Origin of the sequence: Sphingobium xanthum (assembly GCF_019737615.1) — a bacterium.
Classification (GTDB): Bacteria; Pseudomonadota; Alphaproteobacteria; order Sphingomonadales; family Sphingomonadaceae; genus Sphingobium; species Sphingobium xanthum.
The window spans coordinates 453813-471599 of the sequence record NZ_JAHKKS010000003.1; the positions used below are offsets into that span (position 1 = coordinate 453813).

Annotated in this window: 17 protein-coding genes; 13 read left to right on the forward strand and 4 right to left on the reverse strand. The window is 65.7% G+C overall.

The genetic code is table 11. The features are described from left to right. Window positions 1-46: 46 nt before the first annotated feature. Both KM135_RS08105 and KM135_RS08110 read left to right on the forward strand, forming a co-directional pair. The gene (locus tag KM135_RS08105; protein ID WP_221713476.1) at window positions 47-1543 is read left to right on the forward strand and encodes a Do family serine endopeptidase; all 1497 of its coding nucleotides are present in this window, start codon (window positions 47-49) and stop codon (window positions 1541-1543) included. A 288-nt stretch (window positions 1544-1831) separates the two neighbouring features. Beyond that, window positions 1832-3448 carry a helicase HerA-like domain-containing protein gene (locus KM135_RS08110; protein ID WP_221713477.1) on the forward strand — a complete coding sequence of 539 codons (1617 nt, stop codon included), beginning with the start codon at window positions 1832-1834 and terminating at the stop codon, window positions 3446-3448. Window positions 3449-3566: 118 nt separating this feature from the next. On the opposite strand, the gene queF is transcribed toward KM135_RS08110, so the two are convergent. Continuing rightward, window positions 3567-4013, reverse strand: coding sequence for a preQ(1) synthase (queF, locus tag KM135_RS08115; protein ID WP_221713478.1), 447 nt, complete (start codon window positions 4011-4013; stop codon window positions 3567-3569). A 76-nt stretch (window positions 4014-4089) separates the two neighbouring features. On the opposite strand from queF, the gene sseA reads away from it, so the two are divergent. The 3 genes from sseA to KM135_RS08130 all read left to right on the forward strand — a co-directional run bounded on the left by sseA (window position 4090) and on the right by KM135_RS08130 (window position 7214). Continuing rightward, window positions 4090-4935, forward strand: a complete 846-nt coding sequence (gene sseA / locus KM135_RS08120; protein WP_221713479.1) for a 3-mercaptopyruvate sulfurtransferase — start codon at window positions 4090-4092, stop codon at window positions 4933-4935. Then, window positions 4932-6158 carry a cystathionine beta-lyase gene (metC, locus tag KM135_RS08125; RefSeq protein WP_221713480.1) on the forward strand — a complete coding sequence of 409 codons (1227 nt, stop codon included), beginning with the start codon at window positions 4932-4934 and terminating at the stop codon, window positions 6156-6158. The genes sseA and metC overlap by 4 nt, the downstream gene beginning before the upstream one ends. Before the next feature lie 339 nt (window positions 6159-6497). Then, the gene (locus KM135_RS08130; RefSeq protein ID WP_221713481.1) at window positions 6498-7214 is read left to right on the forward strand and encodes a TorF family putative porin; all 717 of its coding nucleotides are present in this window, start codon (window positions 6498-6500) and stop codon (window positions 7212-7214) included. 90 nt (window positions 7215-7304) lie between these two features. Here KM135_RS08130 and KM135_RS08135 read toward each other — a convergent pair whose 3' ends face one another. Further along, window positions 7305-8081, reverse strand: coding sequence for a peptidylprolyl isomerase (locus tag KM135_RS08135; protein WP_246605821.1), 777 nt, complete (start codon window positions 8079-8081; stop codon window positions 7305-7307). Window positions 8082-8110: 29 nt separating this feature from the next. Here KM135_RS08135 and KM135_RS08140 point away from each other — a divergent pair, with 29 nt between their 5' ends. Next, window positions 8111-8635, forward strand: a complete 525-nt coding sequence (locus tag KM135_RS08140) for a sterol desaturase family protein (RefSeq protein WP_425517009.1) — start codon at window positions 8111-8113, stop codon at window positions 8633-8635. Window positions 8636-9024: 389 nt separating this feature from the next. Here the strand turns inward: KM135_RS08140 and KM135_RS08145 are convergent, their stop codons facing one another. Then, window positions 9025-10719 carry a class I adenylate-forming enzyme family protein gene (locus tag KM135_RS08145; protein WP_221713482.1) on the reverse strand — a complete coding sequence of 565 codons (1695 nt, stop codon included), beginning with the start codon at window positions 10717-10719 and terminating at the stop codon, window positions 9025-9027. 67 nt (window positions 10720-10786) lie between these two features. Here KM135_RS08145 and lgt point away from each other — a divergent pair, with 67 nt between their 5' ends. From lgt to pgeF, 3 genes are read left to right on the forward strand one after another with little or no spacing between them, the layout of a single operon-like run. Further along, window positions 10787-11659 carry a prolipoprotein diacylglyceryl transferase gene (gene lgt, locus KM135_RS08150; protein WP_221713483.1) on the forward strand — a complete coding sequence of 291 codons (873 nt, stop codon included), beginning with the start codon at window positions 10787-10789 and terminating at the stop codon, window positions 11657-11659. After that, entirely contained in the window at window positions 11649-12659 is a 1011-nt protein-coding gene (locus KM135_RS08155) for a class I SAM-dependent methyltransferase (RefSeq protein ID WP_343228162.1), read from the forward strand. Before lgt ends, KM135_RS08155 begins: the two co-directional genes overlap by 11 nt. Continuing rightward, on the forward strand, window positions 12656-13420 hold the full coding sequence (gene pgeF / locus KM135_RS08160) for a peptidoglycan editing factor PgeF (protein WP_221713484.1): 765 nt from the start codon (window positions 12656-12658) through the stop codon (window positions 13418-13420). Before KM135_RS08155 ends, pgeF begins: the two co-directional genes overlap by 4 nt. A 23-nt stretch (window positions 13421-13443) precedes the next feature. Here pgeF and KM135_RS08165 read toward each other — a convergent pair whose 3' ends face one another. After that, on the reverse strand, window positions 13444-14088 hold the full coding sequence (locus KM135_RS08165) for an HAD family hydrolase (protein WP_221713565.1): 645 nt from the start codon (window positions 14086-14088) through the stop codon (window positions 13444-13446). Between the two features lie 115 nt (window positions 14089-14203). On the opposite strand from KM135_RS08165, the gene KM135_RS08170 reads away from it, so the two are divergent. The 4 genes from KM135_RS08170 (at window position 14204) to KM135_RS08185 (ending at window position 17785) form a co-directional block, all read left to right on the forward strand. Continuing rightward, window positions 14204-15310 carry an ABC transporter permease gene (locus KM135_RS08170; RefSeq protein ID WP_221713485.1) on the forward strand — a complete coding sequence of 369 codons (1107 nt, stop codon included), beginning with the start codon at window positions 14204-14206 and terminating at the stop codon, window positions 15308-15310. After that, window positions 15307-16116 (forward strand): ABC transporter ATP-binding protein, encoded by an 810-nt coding sequence (locus KM135_RS08175; RefSeq protein ID WP_246605822.1) that lies wholly within the window; start codon window positions 15307-15309, stop codon window positions 16114-16116. Before KM135_RS08170 ends, KM135_RS08175 begins: the two co-directional genes overlap by 4 nt. 71 nt (window positions 16117-16187) lie before the next feature. Next, window positions 16188-17150 carry an MlaD family protein gene (locus tag KM135_RS08180; RefSeq protein WP_221713487.1) on the forward strand — a complete coding sequence of 321 codons (963 nt, stop codon included), beginning with the start codon at window positions 16188-16190 and terminating at the stop codon, window positions 17148-17150. Further along, window positions 17147-17785, forward strand: coding sequence for an ABC-type transport auxiliary lipoprotein family protein (locus KM135_RS08185; protein WP_221713488.1), 639 nt, complete (start codon window positions 17147-17149; stop codon window positions 17783-17785). The genes KM135_RS08180 and KM135_RS08185 overlap by 4 nt, the downstream gene beginning before the upstream one ends. Window positions 17786-17787: the final 2 nt, after the last annotated feature.

Genomic DNA, 17787 nt, shown 5'->3' on the forward strand with positions numbered 1-17787 from the left:
CCGCGAGGGGCCTGATGACGGACATTTGATGAGAGGAAGGTTTTTCGTGCGCTACGCTTACGCCATCACAGCAGCCCTGCTTGTCGGCGGAACCACGCTGGCCCTGACGTCCAATTCGACCAGCGTGATCGCCCAGACTGCCCAGAATGAAGGCATGGCCGCCGCCGCTCCGCGCGGCGCCCCGGTCAGCCTTGCCGACATGGTCCAAAAGCTGCAACCCGCCGTGGTCAATATCTCGACCCGCCAGCGCGTGCAGGTCCAGAATCCCTTCGCCGGAACGCCGTTCGGCGGCCTGTTCGGCGGTGACCAGCCGCAGACTCGCCAGGCGCAATCGCTCGGCTCCGGCTTCATCATCTCGGCCGACGGCTATGTCGTGACCAACAATCACGTCGTGGCGCCTGGCGCGCGCGGCGCATCTGTCGATGCGATCACCGTCACCCTGCCGGATCGCACCGAATATGAGGCGAAGCTGGTCGGCACCGATCCGCGCTCCGACCTTGCCGTGCTCAAAATCACCACCAACAAGCCGCTGCCGTTCGTCAAGTTCGGCGATTCCACCAAGTCGCGCGTCGGCGACTGGGTTGTGGCGATCGGCAATCCCTTCGGCATCGGCAGCACGGTGACCGCAGGCATCATCTCCGCGCTTCACCGCAACACCGGTGGCGCCGAGCGCTTCATCCAGACCGATGCCTCGATCAATCAGGGCAATTCGGGTGGCCCGATGTTCGACATGAATGGCAATGTGATCGGCATCAATTCGCAGATTCTGTCGCCCACCGGCGGCAATGTCGGCATCGGCTTCGCGATTCCCGCCGAGCAGGCCGTCTCGGTGATCGAGACCCTGCGCTCCGGCGGCAGCGTGAAGCGCGGCTATCTCGGCATCCAGATCAGCCCGGTCTCCGAGGATCTGGCCGATTCGCTCGGCCTGCCCAAGAATCGCGGCGAGTTCGTCCAGTCGGTCGAGGCCGGCAAGGGCGCCGACAAGGCCGGCATCAAGGCAGGCGATGTCATCGTCAAAGTCAACAATGTCGAGGTGACGCCGGACGAGACGCTGTCCTACATCGTCTCAGGTTTGCCGGTGAACACCACCGTGCCGATCGAGCTGATGCGCAACGGCAAGTCCATGACCGTCCGCGCGCTGATCGGCGAGCGGCCGCCCGAGGATCAGCTCGCCAATTTCGCGCAGCCCTCGGAGGACGATTTCTCCGATCAGGATGCGCAGAGCACGCGCCAGGCGTCCCAGCAACTGCTTGGCCTCGCCGTGCAGGCGCTGACGCCCACGATTGCCCAGCAGCTCGGCATCCCGGCCGAGACCAAGGGCGTGGTGATCTCGGCGGTCGATCCTTCGACCGACGCAGGCGCCAAGGGTCTGCGTCGCGGCGACGTGGTCATGATGGCCAATGGCGCGCCCGTCGCCAGCGAAGCCGATCTCGGCAAGGCGGCGCAGGCGGCCAAGGACGCCAAGCGCAACGCCGTGCTGCTGCAGGTCCTGCGTCGCGGCGCCCCGGCCGCCTTCGTGCCGATCCGCTTGCGCGGCCAGTAAGGCCGGTCGACAATCGAATACAGGAAGGGCGCGGCGTAAAATCCGCGCCCTTTTTTTTAAGTCGCCCCTCCCTTTCGAGGGAGGGCGTATCAGGTCGGTCATGCCCCCGGCATGACCTAAACAGTGCGGGGCACTGTTTACCTGATGCGGGGTGGGTGTCGCGCAGCGATCTACAACGCCGAAGCACCACCCCAACCCCTCCTCTGAAGAAGAGGGGCTAAAGAGAAGGCTCGTCATCGCGGCGGAAGCTGGTATTTCCCGTCGGGAACCCTCGCGAAGGAGATCAGCATGAGCGACGACACCGGCATCTTCATCGGCCTGGGTGGCGGGCAACCGCAAAATCTCGTGCTGCGCCGGGCCAATCGGCACGGGCTCATCGCCGGCGCGACGGGCACGGGCAAGACGGTGACCTTGCAGGGCATTGCCGAGAGCTTCTCCGCGCGCGGCGTCCCAGTGTTCATGGCGGACGTGAAGGGCGATCTCGCCGGCATTTCCATGGCCGGATCGCCGACCGCCAAGAACGCCGACAAGCTGACCGCCCGCGCGCAGGAAATCGGCCTCACCGATTATGCCTATGCCGACAATCCGGCGATGTTCTGGGATCTCTATGGCGAGCAGGGCCATCCGATCCGCACGACCATCTCGGAAATGGGGCCGCTGCTCCTGGCCCGCTTGATGGACCTCAACGAGGTGCAGGAAGGCGTGCTCACCATCGCCTTCCGCTTCGCGGACGAACAGGGCCTGCTGCTCCTCAATCTCGACGATCTCCAATCGATGCTGGCTTATTGCGCCGAGAATGCCGATGCGCTGACGACGAAGTACGGCAACGTCACCAAGGCGACCGTCGGCACGATCCAGCGCCAATTGCTCCAGCTCGACAGCCAGGGCGGTGGCCGGTTCTTCGGCGAGCCGGCGCTCGACATTCACGATTTCATCAAGGTGGACGAGAAGGGCCGCGGCTATATCAACGTGCTGGCCGCCGACAAGCTGATGCAGAGTCCCAAGCTCTACGCGACCTTCCTGCTCTGGTTGCTCTCCGAACTGTTCCAGACGCTCCCGGAGATCGGCGATCCCGACAAGCCGGTGCTGGTCTTCTTCTTCGACGAGGCGCATCTGCTGTTCGACGACGCACCCAAGGCGCTGGTCGACAAGATCGAGCAGGTCGTGCGCCTCATCCGCTCGAAAGGCGTCGGCGTCTATTTCGTCACGCAGAACCCGATCGACATTCCCGAGGAAGTGGCAGGGCAACTCGGCAATCGCGTCCAGCATGCCCTGCGCGCCTTCACGCCGCGCGACCAGAAGGCGGTGAAGGCCGCGGCCGAGACGTTCCGCGCCAATCCCGACATCGATGTCGAGACGGCCATCACCGAATTGAAAGTCGGCGAAGCGCTGGTGTCACTACTGCAGGAAGACGGCTCACCCTCGATCGTCCAGCGCACGCTGATCGCGCCGCCGCGCTCCCGGCTCGGCCCGCTCGAGCCCAAGGAGCGCGCCATCATCAAGTCCATTTCGCCCTGCGACGGCAAATATGACGAGGAAATCGATCGCGAATCGGCTGAGGAAATCCTCGCCGCGCGCGGCGAAGCCGCCGCTGCCGCCGCGACAGCCGCCAAGGCGCAGGTCGAAGCCGACAAGGCCGCCGCCGCGCAGGCCAAGGTCGAGGCCAAACAGCGCGAGGCGCAACTCAAGGAACAGGCCCGCGCCGATGCCGCCGCCGCGCGTGAGGCCGCCAAGCCCGGCGCGTTCGATCGTGCCGTCCAGTCCGCGACCCGCTCCGCCGCCTCCTCGGTCGGCCGTCAGGTCGCCAACGAGATCGGCCGCGCCGTCTTCGGCGGCACCAGCCGCAAGAGCGGCGGGATCGTCGGCAGCCTCGTGCGCGGGGTACTGGGGAGTTTGTTCAAATAGCGTTCCTTAGCCCCTCCCTTTCAAGGGAGGGGTTGGGGGTGGGTGTCGCGAAGCGATCGGAGCGAGGCCCAAGCCCCACCCCAACCCCTCCCCTGAAGGGGAGGGGCTAGGAGTAGAATTACCCCCGTCCGCGATAGCCCTGCACACCCTGATCCGGCACCCACACGCCCTCGATCGGCGGCCCCGACTGCCAGAACACGTCGATGGGAATGCCGCCGCGCGGATACCAATAGCCGCCGATGCGCAGCCAGAGCGGCTTCATCTCGTCGAACAGCCGCTGGCCGATGCCGACCGTGCAATCTTCATGAAACGCGCCATGATTGCGAAAGCTGCTCAGGAACAACTTCAGCGCCTTGGATTCGACAATCGTCTCGCCGGGCACATAGTCGATCACCAGATGCGCGAAATCGGGCTGGCCGGTGATCGGGCAGAGCGAGGTGAATTCCGGCGCCGAGAAGCGGATCAGATAGGGCGAGCCGGGGCGGGGATTGGGCACATAATCGAGCACCGCTTCTTCCGGACTGGCGGGGAGCGTGCTGGACTGGCCGAGATGCTTGAGTGTCATGGCCGCGCCTTTAATATGAATCCGGGCCCGCGCGAACCCCCTTGCATGGGCCGTCGATTGGCGCGAGGGCTTGGCCATGGACCAACTCGTTTCCACGCACTGGCTCGCCGAGGCGCTGGGCGCGCCCGATCTGCGCATTCTCGATGCCACGAGCTTCCTGCCCGGCACGCCGCGCGACCCGCAAGCGGAGTATCTCGCCGCGCATATTCCCGGCGCTTTGTTCCTCGATCTCTCCAATCTCAAGGACGATTCCGATCCGCGCCCCTCGATGGTGCCGACCAACGAGCAGTTCGCGGCGCGCATGGCGCAGCTCGGGGTCGGAAAGGACGATCGCATCATCGTCTATGACAATAGCCCGCTGACCAGCTCCGGCCGCGCCTGGTGGCTGCTGCGGCTGTTCGGCGCGACACAGATCGCGATTCTCGACGGCGGCATGCAGCGCTGGCTCGCCGAGCAACGGCCGACCGAGAGCGGCGAGGGACCCGCGCCCACACCGGCCAGCTTCGCCGCCCGCAAGGATGAAGCGCAGGTCCGCACAAAGGCCGACCTGATCGCCAATATCGAGAGTTGCGCCGCGCAAGTCGTCGATGCGCGCGGGGCGACGCGCTTCACCGGCGAGGATCCCGAGCCGCGCCCGGACATGGTCTCGGGCCATATCCCCGGTTCGCGCAACCTGCCGACCGGCAAGATGCTGGACGCCGATGGCCTCTGGAAGCGCGGCGAAGCGATGCGCGCGACCTTTGCGCAGGCTGGCGTCGATCTCGACCAGCCGCTCATCATGACCTGCGGCAGCGGGGTCACCGCCTGCAATCTCCTGTTCGGCGCGGCGCTGATCGGCAAGCATGACGTCACCATCTATGACGGCAGCTGGTCGGAATGGGGCGCCGATCCGGACACGCCCAAGGCGACGGGTCCGGCATGAGCAAACAGGGAAGCGACGACGAGCGGCCGCTGAAGCCCGCGACGCGCCTCGTCCAGGCCGGGCGCCGCGCCGAATGGACCGGCATGCCGGGCGACGCCGGCACGATCGTCAATCCGCCGGTCTGGCGCGCCTCGACCATCCTCTACGAGGATGTCGCCCATCTGCGCGCCGGCAACATGCACACGCCGCACAAGCTCTATTATGGCCGCCGCGGCGCACCGACGAGCTGGGCGCTGGCCGAGGCGATCACGCAGATGGAGCCCGAAGCGGCGGGCACGATGCTCTTTCCCTCCGGCGTCGCCGCCATTGCGGGCGCCATGCTTGCCGTGCTCAAGCCCGGCGACGAGCTGCTGATGGTCGACAGCGCCTATGGGCCGACCCGCACGCTCTGCGACGGGCTGCTGCGCGATTTCGGCGTGACCACGCGCTACTATGATCCTCTGATCGGCGCGGACATCGCCGCGCTCTGCACGGACAAGACTCGCGCGATCTTTCTCGAAAGCCCGGGCAGCCTCACTTTCGAGGTGCAGGACGTGCCCGCCATCGTCGCGGTCGCGAAAGCGCGCGGGATCATCACTCTGCTCGACAATACCTGGGCCACGCCTCTGCTGCTGCCCGGCCTCGGTCTCGGCGTCGATGTCTCCATCGTCGCCTGCACCAAATATATCTGCGGCCATAGCGACGTCATGATGGGCGCGGTCAGCGCCAATGCGGCGCTCTGGACCCGCATCACCCGGCGCGGCCATATGCTCGGCCAGATGGTGAGCCCGGACGACGCCTGGCTCACTCTGCGCGGCCTGCGTACGCTCGCGATCCGCCTCAAGGAGCAGGGCGCCAATGCGCTGACCGTCGCCCGCTGGCTGGAAACGCGCCCGGAGGTGACCGCCGTGCTGCATCCCGCCTTGCCCTCCTGCCCCGGGCACGACGCCTTTGTCCGCGACTTCAGGGGGGCGACCGGCCTCTTCTCCTTCGAGCTGGCAGGCGGCGGCGAGGCGGAGCGCGCGGTCTTCATCGATGCACTCGCGCTCTTCGGCATCGGCTATAGCTGGGGCGGCTACGAGAGCCTCGCCCTGCCGGTCGATCCTGCGGACCTGCGCTCCGCGACGCGCTGGTCCGGACGCGGCCCGCTGGTGCGCGTCAATATCGGCCTTGAGGACCCCGAGGATCTGATCGCCGACCTCGATCGGGCCTTCGCAATCTGGCAAAAAAGCCGCACGACGTGAAACCTGTCCCATTTTGATCGACGGCGCGACGCGGGATCGATCAATGCTGCACCGCGTCCCACTTTGGCGGTTTCCTGCGGCTTTCAAGCCCAATGGAGCAGCTTTCCCTAGCGGAACATCGTTTCCCCCTGCGTTGCAAAGCTGCAACAGGATTGCGCGTCGCAACAGACACCGAACAATTTTCTCTTGTGCGGCGCACCATGCACGGGCAGTTTGTTGTTGGTTTGACGGACAGGTAGCGCGGCCGCCCAGAGCGGAAAAATGACGCAATCGCCGCAACCGCAGGATGGGACGATCGAAGGTTTTTTGTCCGATTTGTCTCGATAAGGGGAATTCCCAATGCGCAAGTCCATTCTCGGTCTCTCGGCCGTCGCTCTTTTTGCGTCCATGTCGACGCCCGCCCTCGCACAGGAGGAAGAGGCCGCCGAGCCCATCACCATCACCGGCTCCGCCGCGCTCGTTTCCGACTACCGCTTCCGTGGCTTCTCGCAGTCCAGCCAGAATGTCGCCGTGCAGGCGGGTATCACCGCAACCCATGAGAGCGGCTTCTATGTCGGCACCTGGGGCTCGAGCATCAGCTTTGCCGGCAGCTCGGAAGTCGATATCTTCGGCGGCTGGTCCGGCGCGGTTGCCGAGGGCATGACCGTCGATGTCGGCCTGCTTTATTATCTCTATCCCAAGCATGGCGGTGGCGACACCGACTTCTTCGAGCCCTATATCAACCTGATCGGTACGGTCGGTCCGGCGACGATCAAGGTCGGCGCCAACTACGCATGGTCGCAGAGCGCGCTCGGCGACAATGACGCCATCTACCTGCATGCCGAGCCTTCGATCGCGATTCCCGGCACGCCGTTCGGCCTCAACGGTCACCTCGGCTATGCCAGCAGCGACGCCTTCCCGGGCGGCTTCGACGGCGAGGTCTGGGACTGGTCGCTCGGCGCAACCGCGACCTGGAAGAACCTGACCTTCGGCGTGTCCTATGTCGACACCGACGAGCCGGGCCAGATCCGCGGTTCGGACGCTGCGGTCGTCTTCTCGCTCACGGCGGCTTTCTAAAACCACCGGACAAGACACCGCCCTTGTGGGAAAGGGCAGGTTGTCTGAAGGGGTTGCGGCACATGCCGCGGCCCCTTTTCTTGTGCGGGATTATTGAGCCAGCGCCCGCCGCGCTGTGATGATCTTCACTTGCGGCTCGAGCATCTGGCCCTTCATCACACCTTCGCCTTTGGTCGGACTGCGCGGCGCATCGGCGATCTGGCGGACCACCTCCATGCCCTGCACGACGCGCCCGAAAGCCGCAAAACCCGGCTCGGTGGCCGTGGCGTCGAAGCCCTTCATTTCACCGACGATGATGAAGAAATCACCTGTCGCCGTGCCGGGCGCCGCCTGCGCCATGGAGATCGCGCCATTGGTGTGGCTGAGGCCGGTCTTGCTGGTCGGCTCGTGCGGCACGGGCTTCAGGATTCGCTTGGGATCGTTCTGCGTGCCGCCCTGGATGAAGCCGCCGGGCATCCCGTTGTCCCATTTGAAAGAGCGGTAGAAGGCCGTGCCATCGAGCCGCTTCTGATCGACATAGGCAAGGAAATTTGCGGAGGTGACCGGCGCGCGCTCCTCCTCGATCGCAAGGGTGAACGGCCCGAGGCTGGTAGTGACGACCACCATCACGGTGCGATAGGCCGGATCGGGCGGCGCCGGCGGGGCAGCGGCAGCTGCCGCTTCGGCCTTGCGCTGCGCTTCGAGATCGGCGGCGGCCCTGGCGGCGCGCGCCTCCTCGTCGGCCTTGGCCTGCTTGGCAAGCTCGGCCTCGATCCTTGCCTGTATTTCCGCCTCGGACGGCGCAGCCTGGCTGGGCGCCACAAACAGCAGCGGCGCTGCCAGCAGAGCGAGGGGCAAGGCGAAGCGGCTTGGGGACCAGATCGACATGGCACACATGCTAGCGCCGTCCGCCCGGCATGCCTATAGCCGGACTCGCCATGTCCCCGTTCGGCCTTTTCGTCCTGTTCCTGCTGACCGTCGCACTGATGGAAGGCTTCGCTTATGTCATGCACCGCTGGGTGATGCATGGGCCCGGCTGGTTCCTCCATGCGAGCCATCACCGGCCGCGCACGGGCTTGTGGGAATGGAACGACCTCTATTTCGTGATCTTCGCCGCGCCATCCATCCTGCTGCTGCTCGGCGGCGTGCAGCTCGGCTGGGGCGACTGGGCGACGGCGGTCGGCGCGGGCATCGCGGCCTATGGCGCCATCTATCTCGGCTTCCACGACATCATCGTCCACAAGCGGGTCGATCACCGCTACGTGCCGCGCTCGGCCTATATGAAGCGCATCGTGCAGGCGCACCGGCTGCATCATGTGGTGGAAACGCGGGAAGGCAATGTCAGCTTCGGCTTCCTCGTCGCGCCGGCGCCGGAGGTGCTCAAGCGCCAGCTCGCCGAGATGGAGCATGGCCGCATCCGCGATGCGCGCGGGCCGCGCTAGACCGTTGCCCCATAACCTTGGCTTGCATCGAAATTCCGCGCCAGAGGGGCGCGTCTCACCCGCACACGTCATGCTGAGCTGGTTTCAGCATGACGACGATTTTGAAATGGAGCGTTGTTCAAACGCCCTGTCCTACAGACCGCCCGAAATGCCATGACAATTGCACGGCGCGCACCCGCGCCGTTGATCTTTGATCTCGTAAAGTTCTTTTAAAACAGCAGCTTGCTACCAGCATGCGGCTAGCTTTCACATGTTACCATGCGCGATATGAGGGAAGTTAGCGAAAATAAGGTCCGAAAACCACAGAAATGCGTCGTTTCTTCGGCCACCACCTCGCCCGGAAACGGCAGGAAGATGTCACGGTTACGCTCTTGAAGGTCGAAACCGCGTCAGACCGTCGCGTCCACGGCAAGATAGGCGTCGCGAATCGCGCGCTTGTCGATCTTCTCCGAGCCGAGTCGCGGCAATGGCGTCGATTGGAACAGGATCTGGCTCGGCCGCTTGTAAGAAGCCAGACGACCGGCCAGGGCCTCCCCGATCCGCGCTTCATCGAGTCCGCTGTCGGCATCGGCGCGGATGACGGCGATCGGCACTTCGCCGAAGCGCACATCCGGCACGCCGAACACGGCGCATTCGATCACCTGCGGAATGGCGTAGAGCGCGGCTTCCACTTCCGGGCTGGCAACATTCTCCCCGCCCCGAATGATGATGTCCTTCTTGCGGCCGACGATGGTCAGATAGCCATCCTCGTCGAGAAAGCCGATGTCACCGGTCAACACATGCCCGGCGGGGGAGAAAAGCGTTTCGTTGTCCGCCGGCCGGTTCCAGTAGCCGCTGATGTTGCTGATCGAGCGCACGCCGATCTCGCCCTCCTGACCTGCCTCCAGCGGCACGCCATCCTCATCGATGATCGCCAGTTCGACCAGCGGCGGTGTCGGCCGGCCAGGACTGCCGGGATAGGCATAGACCGCGTCGCGCATGATGCCCGTGCCCACCGCATTGGTCTCGGTGAGGCCGAAGCCGAAGGATTGCCAGGTGCCGGGCAGGCCGGCGCGCAGCCGCTCGACCTGCTCGGCAGGGCGCGGTGCGCCACCGGCGGCAAGGTCGCTGAGCGAGGAGAGGTCGAACTCGCCGCGCTGGGGATGGGTGGCGAGTTCCATGCCCATCAGCGGCACGCCGGTCACATAAGTGATTCGCTCCTGCTCGATCAGCCGCAGCGCATCGAGCGCATCCCAGCGGCGCATGACCACCATCTTCCGGCCGATCACGAAGCTCTGCAGCATCACCACGACTTCGCCCGTGACGTGGAACAAAGGCAGATTGAGCAAGGTCGCGGGCGGCGGCGGCTCGGGCGCACCCTGCCGCTGGGCCAGCGCCGACACAGCCGAGGCGGCGCTGGCGAAATGCAGAGCGGCCTGCACCTTGGCGCGATGATCGGAGAGCGCACCCTTGGACTGACCGGTCGAGCCGGAGGTAAACAGCAAGGTCGCGGGCGCATCGGGGCCGGGCGAGACCAGCGGCAGGGCGTCCGGATCGCCGAGCAGTGGCGCCAGACAGGCATCGATCGGCAGATCGAGATCGAGCAGCACCAGCCGCGCCTGCATGTCGGAATGGGTGCGCAATGCATCGTGGCGGAAACGATCCGCCAGGACGAGCGCGCAATCCACGTCGCTTATGGCCTGCGCCATTTCCTGTCCGGTCCAGAAGCTGTTGACAAGCGTAGCCACGCCGCCGGCCATGACGATACCCATATAGGCCACGACCCAGCCCGCCCCGTTGCGCGCGGCGAGGCCGACATGATCGCCGGCCTTCACGCCATGGGTCAGGGTCAGCCCCGCCGCCATGCGCCGGGCAAGGACATGCGCTTGGGCGAACGTCAGCCGATCGGCCCCGTCGACCAGGCATTCGCGGTCCGCGTAGAGCGCGCAGCAGGCCTCGAACAGCGCGGGCAGATCGGCCGGCGCGGAATCGAACCCCGGCCAGCGCGCGCCGTGCGCTTCGATCGTGCCGACATGCAGCAGGCCCGGGGCGCTCGTGATCCCCAGACGAACGGCATCGACAGCTTCGTCAAAGGGATGTGCCACAATTCTCTCCGCCCTTGGTCTCGCTTGCGACTTGCACTATGCAGCGCAAAACCGCCGGGGAAAAGACTTGATACTCAGCATGCTTGCGGCCGCGACTGCCCAGCCCATCCAGTTCGACAGCCTCGGCCTGGACCCCGTTGCCCTCGATCTCGGTTTCTTCTCGATCAAATGGTACAGCCTCGCCTATCTGGCCGGGATCCTCATCGGCTACTGGTATCTGACCGTGCTGACCCGTCAGCCCGGCGCCCCGATGGCGCGGCGCCACGCTGATGACTTCATCTTCCATGCGACGCTCGGCATCATCGTCGGCGGACGGCTCGGTTACATCATCTTCTACCAGCCGGACATCTTCCTGCGCCCGCTCGACATCTTGAAGCTGTGGGAAGGCGGCATGTCGCTGCATGGCGGGACGATCGGTGTCATTTTCGCCATCTGGCTGATGACCCGGCGCGAAAAGCTCAGCTTTCTGCGCGTCTGCGACTATGTCGCCTGCGTCGTTCCCTTCGGCCTGTTCTTCGGCCGCCTCGCCAATTTCGTGAACGGCGAGCTCTGGGGCAAGGCGACCGACGTGCCCTGGGCCATCATCTTCCCTAACGCCCCCGGCGACCTGCCGCGCCATCCGAGCCAGCTCTACGAGGCGATTCTCGAAGGGCCGGTCATGTTCGCGATCCTGGCGTTCTTCTTCTGGAAGACCAATGCGCGCTACGAGCCGGGCAAGCTCTTCGGCATTGCGGCGCTCAGCTACGGCGCGGCACGCTTCTATGTCGAATTCTACCGCGAGGCGGACGCCCAGCTCATGGAGTTCGCGCAGCGCACCGGCCTGCATATGGGCCAGTGGCTGACCATTCCGCTGCTGGTGCTCGGCCTCTATCTCGTCATCACCGCTAAGGGACGCCGCACCCGCGTCGAGCCGATTGCCGGAACGGAAAGTGTCTCCTGAGCCGCGAGGCAGCGACGAACTTCAATCGCTGCACGACTATATGGCGGCCGCCAACGCCGCTTATTACGCCTCGCGCGATCCGCTCGGCGCGGCCGGCGATTTCATCACCGCGCCCGAGATTAGCCAGATGTTCGGCGAGCTCATCGGGTTGTGGATCGCCGATCTCGCCTTGCGCGCCGACGCTCCCGACTTCGCTTATGTCGAACTCGGCCCGGGCCGCGGGACGCTCGCTGCCGACGCCCTGCGCGCCATGGCGCAAGCGCGGATCGCGCCGCCCATCCATTTCGTCGAGACCAGCCCGGTCCTGCGCGAGAAACAGCGTGAAGCCGTGCCACAGGCGCACTGGCACGACACAATCGACAACCTGCCCGACGATCGCCCGCTGATCATCGTCGCCAACGAGTTTTTCGACGCCCTCCCCATCCGCCAATATGAGCGCACCGGCCGGGGCTGGCGCGAGCGGATGGTGGGTCGGGCGTGCTTCGCGTTGGGTGACGCCGAATGCGCCAACGAGATCCCCGCGCAGCTTGCTGATGCCCCCTTCGGTTCGATCGTGGAGCGCTGCCCCGTCGGCGACGCGATCATGGCAGAATTGGCTGAGCGGCTAGCCCGGCAAGGCGGCGCATTTCTGGTCGTAGATTATGGCTATGAGGGCCCGGCAACCGGCGATACGCTGCAGGCCATGACTGCTCATGGCTATGCCGATCCGCTCCAAGCGCCGGGCACGCGGGATCTCACCGCCCATGTCGATTTCGCCATGCTCGCAGCCACAGGCCGGGCACGAGGCCTTCGCCCCAGCCCGTGCGTGACGCAAGGCGCATTCCTGACTGCCCTCGGCATCGACGCGCGCGTCGCGTCGCTGGCGCGGTCCAATCCAGCCCGGATGGAAGACCTTCGGACAGACCGGGACCGGCTCGTCATGCCGGAGCAGATGGGTCGCCTGTTCAAGGTGCTGGCTCTGCGCCATGCTGTCTGGCCCGAGCCGGCAGGTTTCGCATGAGCGTCGAGGTCCTGCGCGCCGGGCCGCTCGAAGGCGTGCCGCATGGCTTTCTCGGACGGCGCGGCGGCGTCTCGACCGGCATCCACGCCGGCCTCAATGTCGGTCTCGGCTCCGAGGACGAGCAGGAGGCCGTGCTGCGTAATCGCGATCTCGCCCGCGATGCCGTCCTGCCCGGCTCGACTCTCGTCACGGTGCATCAGGTCCATTCGGCCGACGTTATCCGCGTCAACGCGGCGATCCCGCTCGACGAGCGCCCCAAGGCGGACGCCATGGTCACCGACCGGCCGGGCCTTCTGCTCGGCGTGCTGGCCGCCGATTGCGTGCCGATCCTCTTCGCGGACACGGCGCACGGCGTCGTCGGCGCGGCGCATTCCGGCTGGAAAGGCGCGCTTGGCGGGGTCGGCGAAGCGACGATCAATGCCATGACGTCACTGGGCGCAGAGCGCGGCGCGATCGCCTGCGCGATCGGCCCATGCATCGGCCGGGCAAGCTATGAAGTCAGCCACGGCTTTGAGCGCCCATTCCTGGAGCGCAATCCCGAGGATGCACGCTTCTTCTCGGATGGGCGCCCCGGTCACTTCCAGTTCGACATCGCCGGCTATGTCGCCGCGCGCCTCGCCGCGGCAGGTGTCGGCACGATCACGATGCTCGACGAGGACACCTACAACCAGCCCGACCGCTTCTACAGCTATCGCCGCGCCTGCCATCAGGGCGAGCCGGGCTATGGCCGGCAGATCTCGCTTATCGGCCTGCCCGGCTGACCCTCAGTCGCGCCGCGCAACTTTCACCAGTCGAGGACCGGCCAGCCGCGCTCGGCCGCCAGGGCGCGAAGCGGCCCATGCGGATTGGCCGCGTGGCCCTCGTCCGCAAAGTCGAGCATCGGCGCATCGGTGACATGATCGCTATAGGCGCGGACAAAGGCCTGTGCCCGATCGATGCCCTGCGCCGCCATCCAGGCCCGGATCATCCGCAGCTTGGCGACATCGTAGCAATTCTCGCCGGCAATCCTGGCGCGGACATAATCCATGCCCTGCGTGAAATGATCGGTGGCGATGACATGATCGAAACCGAGCCGCCGCGCGATCGGCTCGACATAGAGCCGGTACGAGGCTGAAGCGATCATGAGCTGACAGCCATCGGCGCGATCCTGCGCGATCTGGGCCAGCGCGCCCGCCCGGATGTTGCCCGTGACGACCTTGTCCGCATAGGCCTCGACCGCCGGCAGGATTCGCGCCCGGCTCACGCGCCGGCCCATCAGCAATGCCTGATTGAGCTCCTTGGCGCGCCTGCGATCCACGAAGCGCAGCACATAGCCGAGCATCACCAACCCGACGACCGGCAGCAGGATCAGCCGCCACGGAGCGATAGAAACCGCCATATGCACGAGAAAAGCCGCATAGGTGCCCCGCACGGTGATCGTGCGATCCATGTCGTAAATGGCGATGCGCGGCCCCGTCTGCATCCATCCCCCGCTTCTAGCGTTGTGGGCGCATGGGCCAAATCGGCTTGCCGCGCAATTCAAACTGGCACAGGGTGCGTGCAAGATGACGCAGGCCGCCGACCTCATCGAACGTGACGACGCGACGGGGCGGACAGTCATCCTGTCCGGCAACCTGTCGCTCGCGCATCTTGGCGACCTGCCGCAGCGCATCGACGCGATCGACAGCGCCGCCAGCATCGACCTTGCCGGCATCGATCATATCGACACGATCGGTGCATGGATCGTCCACCGGCTCGCTGCCCGCACGCAGGCGCAAGTCGTCGGAGCGAACGAGGATGCCAACCGCTTGCTCGACGTCGTGGCTCGAAACGACCAGGCCATCGACACCCGCCCGCAACCGCTCCATCCGATCAGCCGCGTGCTCGATCAGATCGGCGCCGCCACGAAGCTCTCCGGCACGACGCTCATCGGCATGCTGGGCTTCCTCGGCGCGACGGTCATCAGCCTCGGCCATCTCATCCGGCACCCCGGATCCATCCGCATCAATGCCATCGTCCAGCGGCTCGAAGTGGTCGGCGTCTCGGCGCTCGGCATCATCGGCCTGATGAGCTTCCTTGTCGGCATCGTCATCGCGCAGCAGGGTTCGGTGCAGCTCCAGCAGTTCGGCATGGAAGTGCTGACGGTCAACCTGGTCGGCCGCCTGACGTTCCGCGAGCTCGGCGTGCTGATGACCGCGATCATGGTCGCCGGCCGCTCCGGCTCCGCCTTCGCCGCCCAGCTCGGCACGATGCAGCTCAACGAGGAAGTGGATGCGATGCGCACGATCGGCGTGCAGCCGATGGAAGCGCTGGTCATGCCGCGCATCTTGGCCGCCGTCATCATGATGCCGCTGCTGGGCTTTTATGCCTCGATCGTCGCCATCATCGGCGGCGGCTTCCTCTGTGCCGTCAGTCTCGACATTCCGCCCGTCACCTTCGTCCAGCGACTGCGCGAAGTGGTGCCGATCACCGATCTTTACGTCGGTCTTGTCAAGGCACCGGTCTTCGGCCTCATCATCGGCATTTCGGGATGCTTCCAGGGTCTGCAGGTCCGTGGCAATGCCGAGGAAGTCGGTCTGCGCACGACCGCCGCGGTGGTGCAGGCGATCTTTCTCGTCATCGTGATCGATGCGATCTTTGCGGTGTTCTTCACATGGATTGGGTGGACATGACGGGCAGCGAGGCGCCGCCCGTCATCACGATCCGCGGGCTCGTGAACCGGTTTGGCGAGCAGACCATTCATGACGGTCTCGACCTCGATGTCTATCGCGGCGAGATATTGGGCGTCGTGGGCGGCTCGGGCACCGGCAAATCGGTGCTGATGCGCTCGATCATCGGCCTCCAGCAACCCCAGGCCGGTTCGATCACCGTATTCGATCAGTCGATGCTGGACGCGGAGCCGGGTGATCCGGACCTGCTCGCCGTCCAGAAGCGCTGGGGCATCCTCTTTCAGAACGGCGCGCTGTTCTCAACGCTGACCGTGTCCGAGAATGTCCAGGTGCCGTTGCGCGAATATTATCCGGACATGCCCGCGCACCTGCGCGAGGAAATCGCTTCCTACAAGATCCTGATGACCGGCCTGCCCGACAATGCCGGGCCGAAATACCCCTCCGAACTGTCCGGCGGCATGAAGAAGCGTGCCGGCCTGGCGCGCGCGCTGGCGCTCGACCCGGCGCTGCTCTTCCTCGACGAGCCGACCGCCGGCCTCGACCCGATCGGCGCGGCCGCTTTCGATGAGCAGACGCGCGAGCTGCAGCAGACGCTCGGCCTCACCGTCTTCCTCATCACGCACGATCTCGACACGCTCCACGCCATTTGCGACCGTGTCGCCGTGCTGGCCGACAGGAAGGTGATCGCAGTCGGCACGATCGAGGAGCTGCTCGCTCTCGATCACCCGTGGATCCAGGAATATTTCAACGGTCCGCGCGGGCGCATGCTGCATGGCCACGCTGCGTCGGCGGGCAAGGCACCGGCATGAGGTGCAGTCGGGAAACGTGGACAGGCTGGAACCAGCCCGCCATAAACGGGTTTCGGGGGTGCAGGGGATAGATGGAAACACGTTCCAACAATGTGTTCGTAGGCGCGGTCGTCCTCTTGCTGCTGGCGGTGACCATCGGTGCTGCCTTCTGGTTTTCGCGCGTCGGTGAAGGCGACAAGCGCGAATATGACATCTTCTTCAAGACCTCGGTCAGCGGCCTGGCCAAGGGATCGGCCGTCACCTATTCGGGCGTGCCTTCGGGCCAGGTCCAGTCGATCGAGCTATGGCGCAAGGACCCCGAATTCGTGCGCGTGCGCATCGTGGTCGAGCGCGAAACGCCGGTCCTGCAGGGAACGACCGCCACGATCAACGGCGTTGGCTTCACCGGTGTGTCCGAAATCCAGCTCGACGGCGCCGTGCGCGGCGCACCGCCCATTGCCTGCCCCGACGAGAACGCCGACGCGGTCTGCCCCGAAGGCGTGCCCGTCATCCCCACGAAGCCCGGCGCCCTCGGCGAGCTGTTGAGCAATGCGCCGCAATTGCTCGAGCGCCTGACCACGCTCACCGAGCGGCTGACCGAACTGCTCGATGACGACAATCAGCGCAACATTTCGGGCATCCTCGACAATGTGAACCGCCTTTCGCGCGATCTCGCCGCGCGCGGTCCGGAGCTTGCCGCGACGATCGTGCAGGCGCGGGTCACGCTGGAAAGCGCCTCCAAGGCGGCCGATGCTCTGGCCCAGGCGGCCAACAGCACCAACGAGCTGGTCAACAGCGAGGGCAAGCCGCTGATCGCCGACCTGCGCCAGACCATCCGCTCGGCGAAGACGACTCTCGACAGCCTGGACACCACGCTCAAGGATGCGAAGCCGGGCGTCGAGACCTTCACGCGCGACACGATGCCGCAGATCGGCCTGCTCGTCCGCGACCTTCGCCAGATGTCTCGCGCGATCCTCGCCGTGACCGAGAAGATCGACCAGCAGGGCGCGAGTGGGCTCATCGGATCGCCAGCACTGCCGGACTACAAGCCATGAGGAAAAGCCAAACCATGGGCCAGCATGCTGTCCGCCGCATCATCCCTTGCCTGGGCCTCGCCGCCGTGATTGTCACGCTCCCCGCCTGCGTGCGGATTGGCGCCAAACCTCCGGAGCGGCTGCTGACCATATCAAGCGCGGCGCCGGCGCCGGCCGGCGAAATGCTTTCCGGCACCACGGGCGACGCGCTGTTCGTCGACATGCCGGTCGTGCCGCGCGCGATCGCGACGCTGCGTGTCGCCGTGCGGGACAGCAACAACAGCTTTGCCTATGTGAAGGACGCGCTCTGGGCGGATACGCCGGGCCGCCAGTTCCAGGGCGTGCTCGCCGAGACGATCCGCACGCGCGCCGGCCGCCTCGTGCTCGATCCGGGCCAGTATCTCGCACGTCGGGGCCAGATGCTGGAAGGCAATCTTCTTGAGTTCGGCATCGATGCAATCAATCGCCGCGCCGTCGTCACTTACGACGCCAGCCTCATGTCGATGGACGGCCAGAGCGTGAAGCGGCAGCGCTTCTCCGCCAGCGTGCCGGTCGCCACGATCGACGCGGAGAGCGTCGCCCCGGCGATCAGCAAGGCGGCCAATCAGGTCGCCGAGAGCGTGGCGGACTGGGTCAAGGCTCAATCCGCCGGCTGACC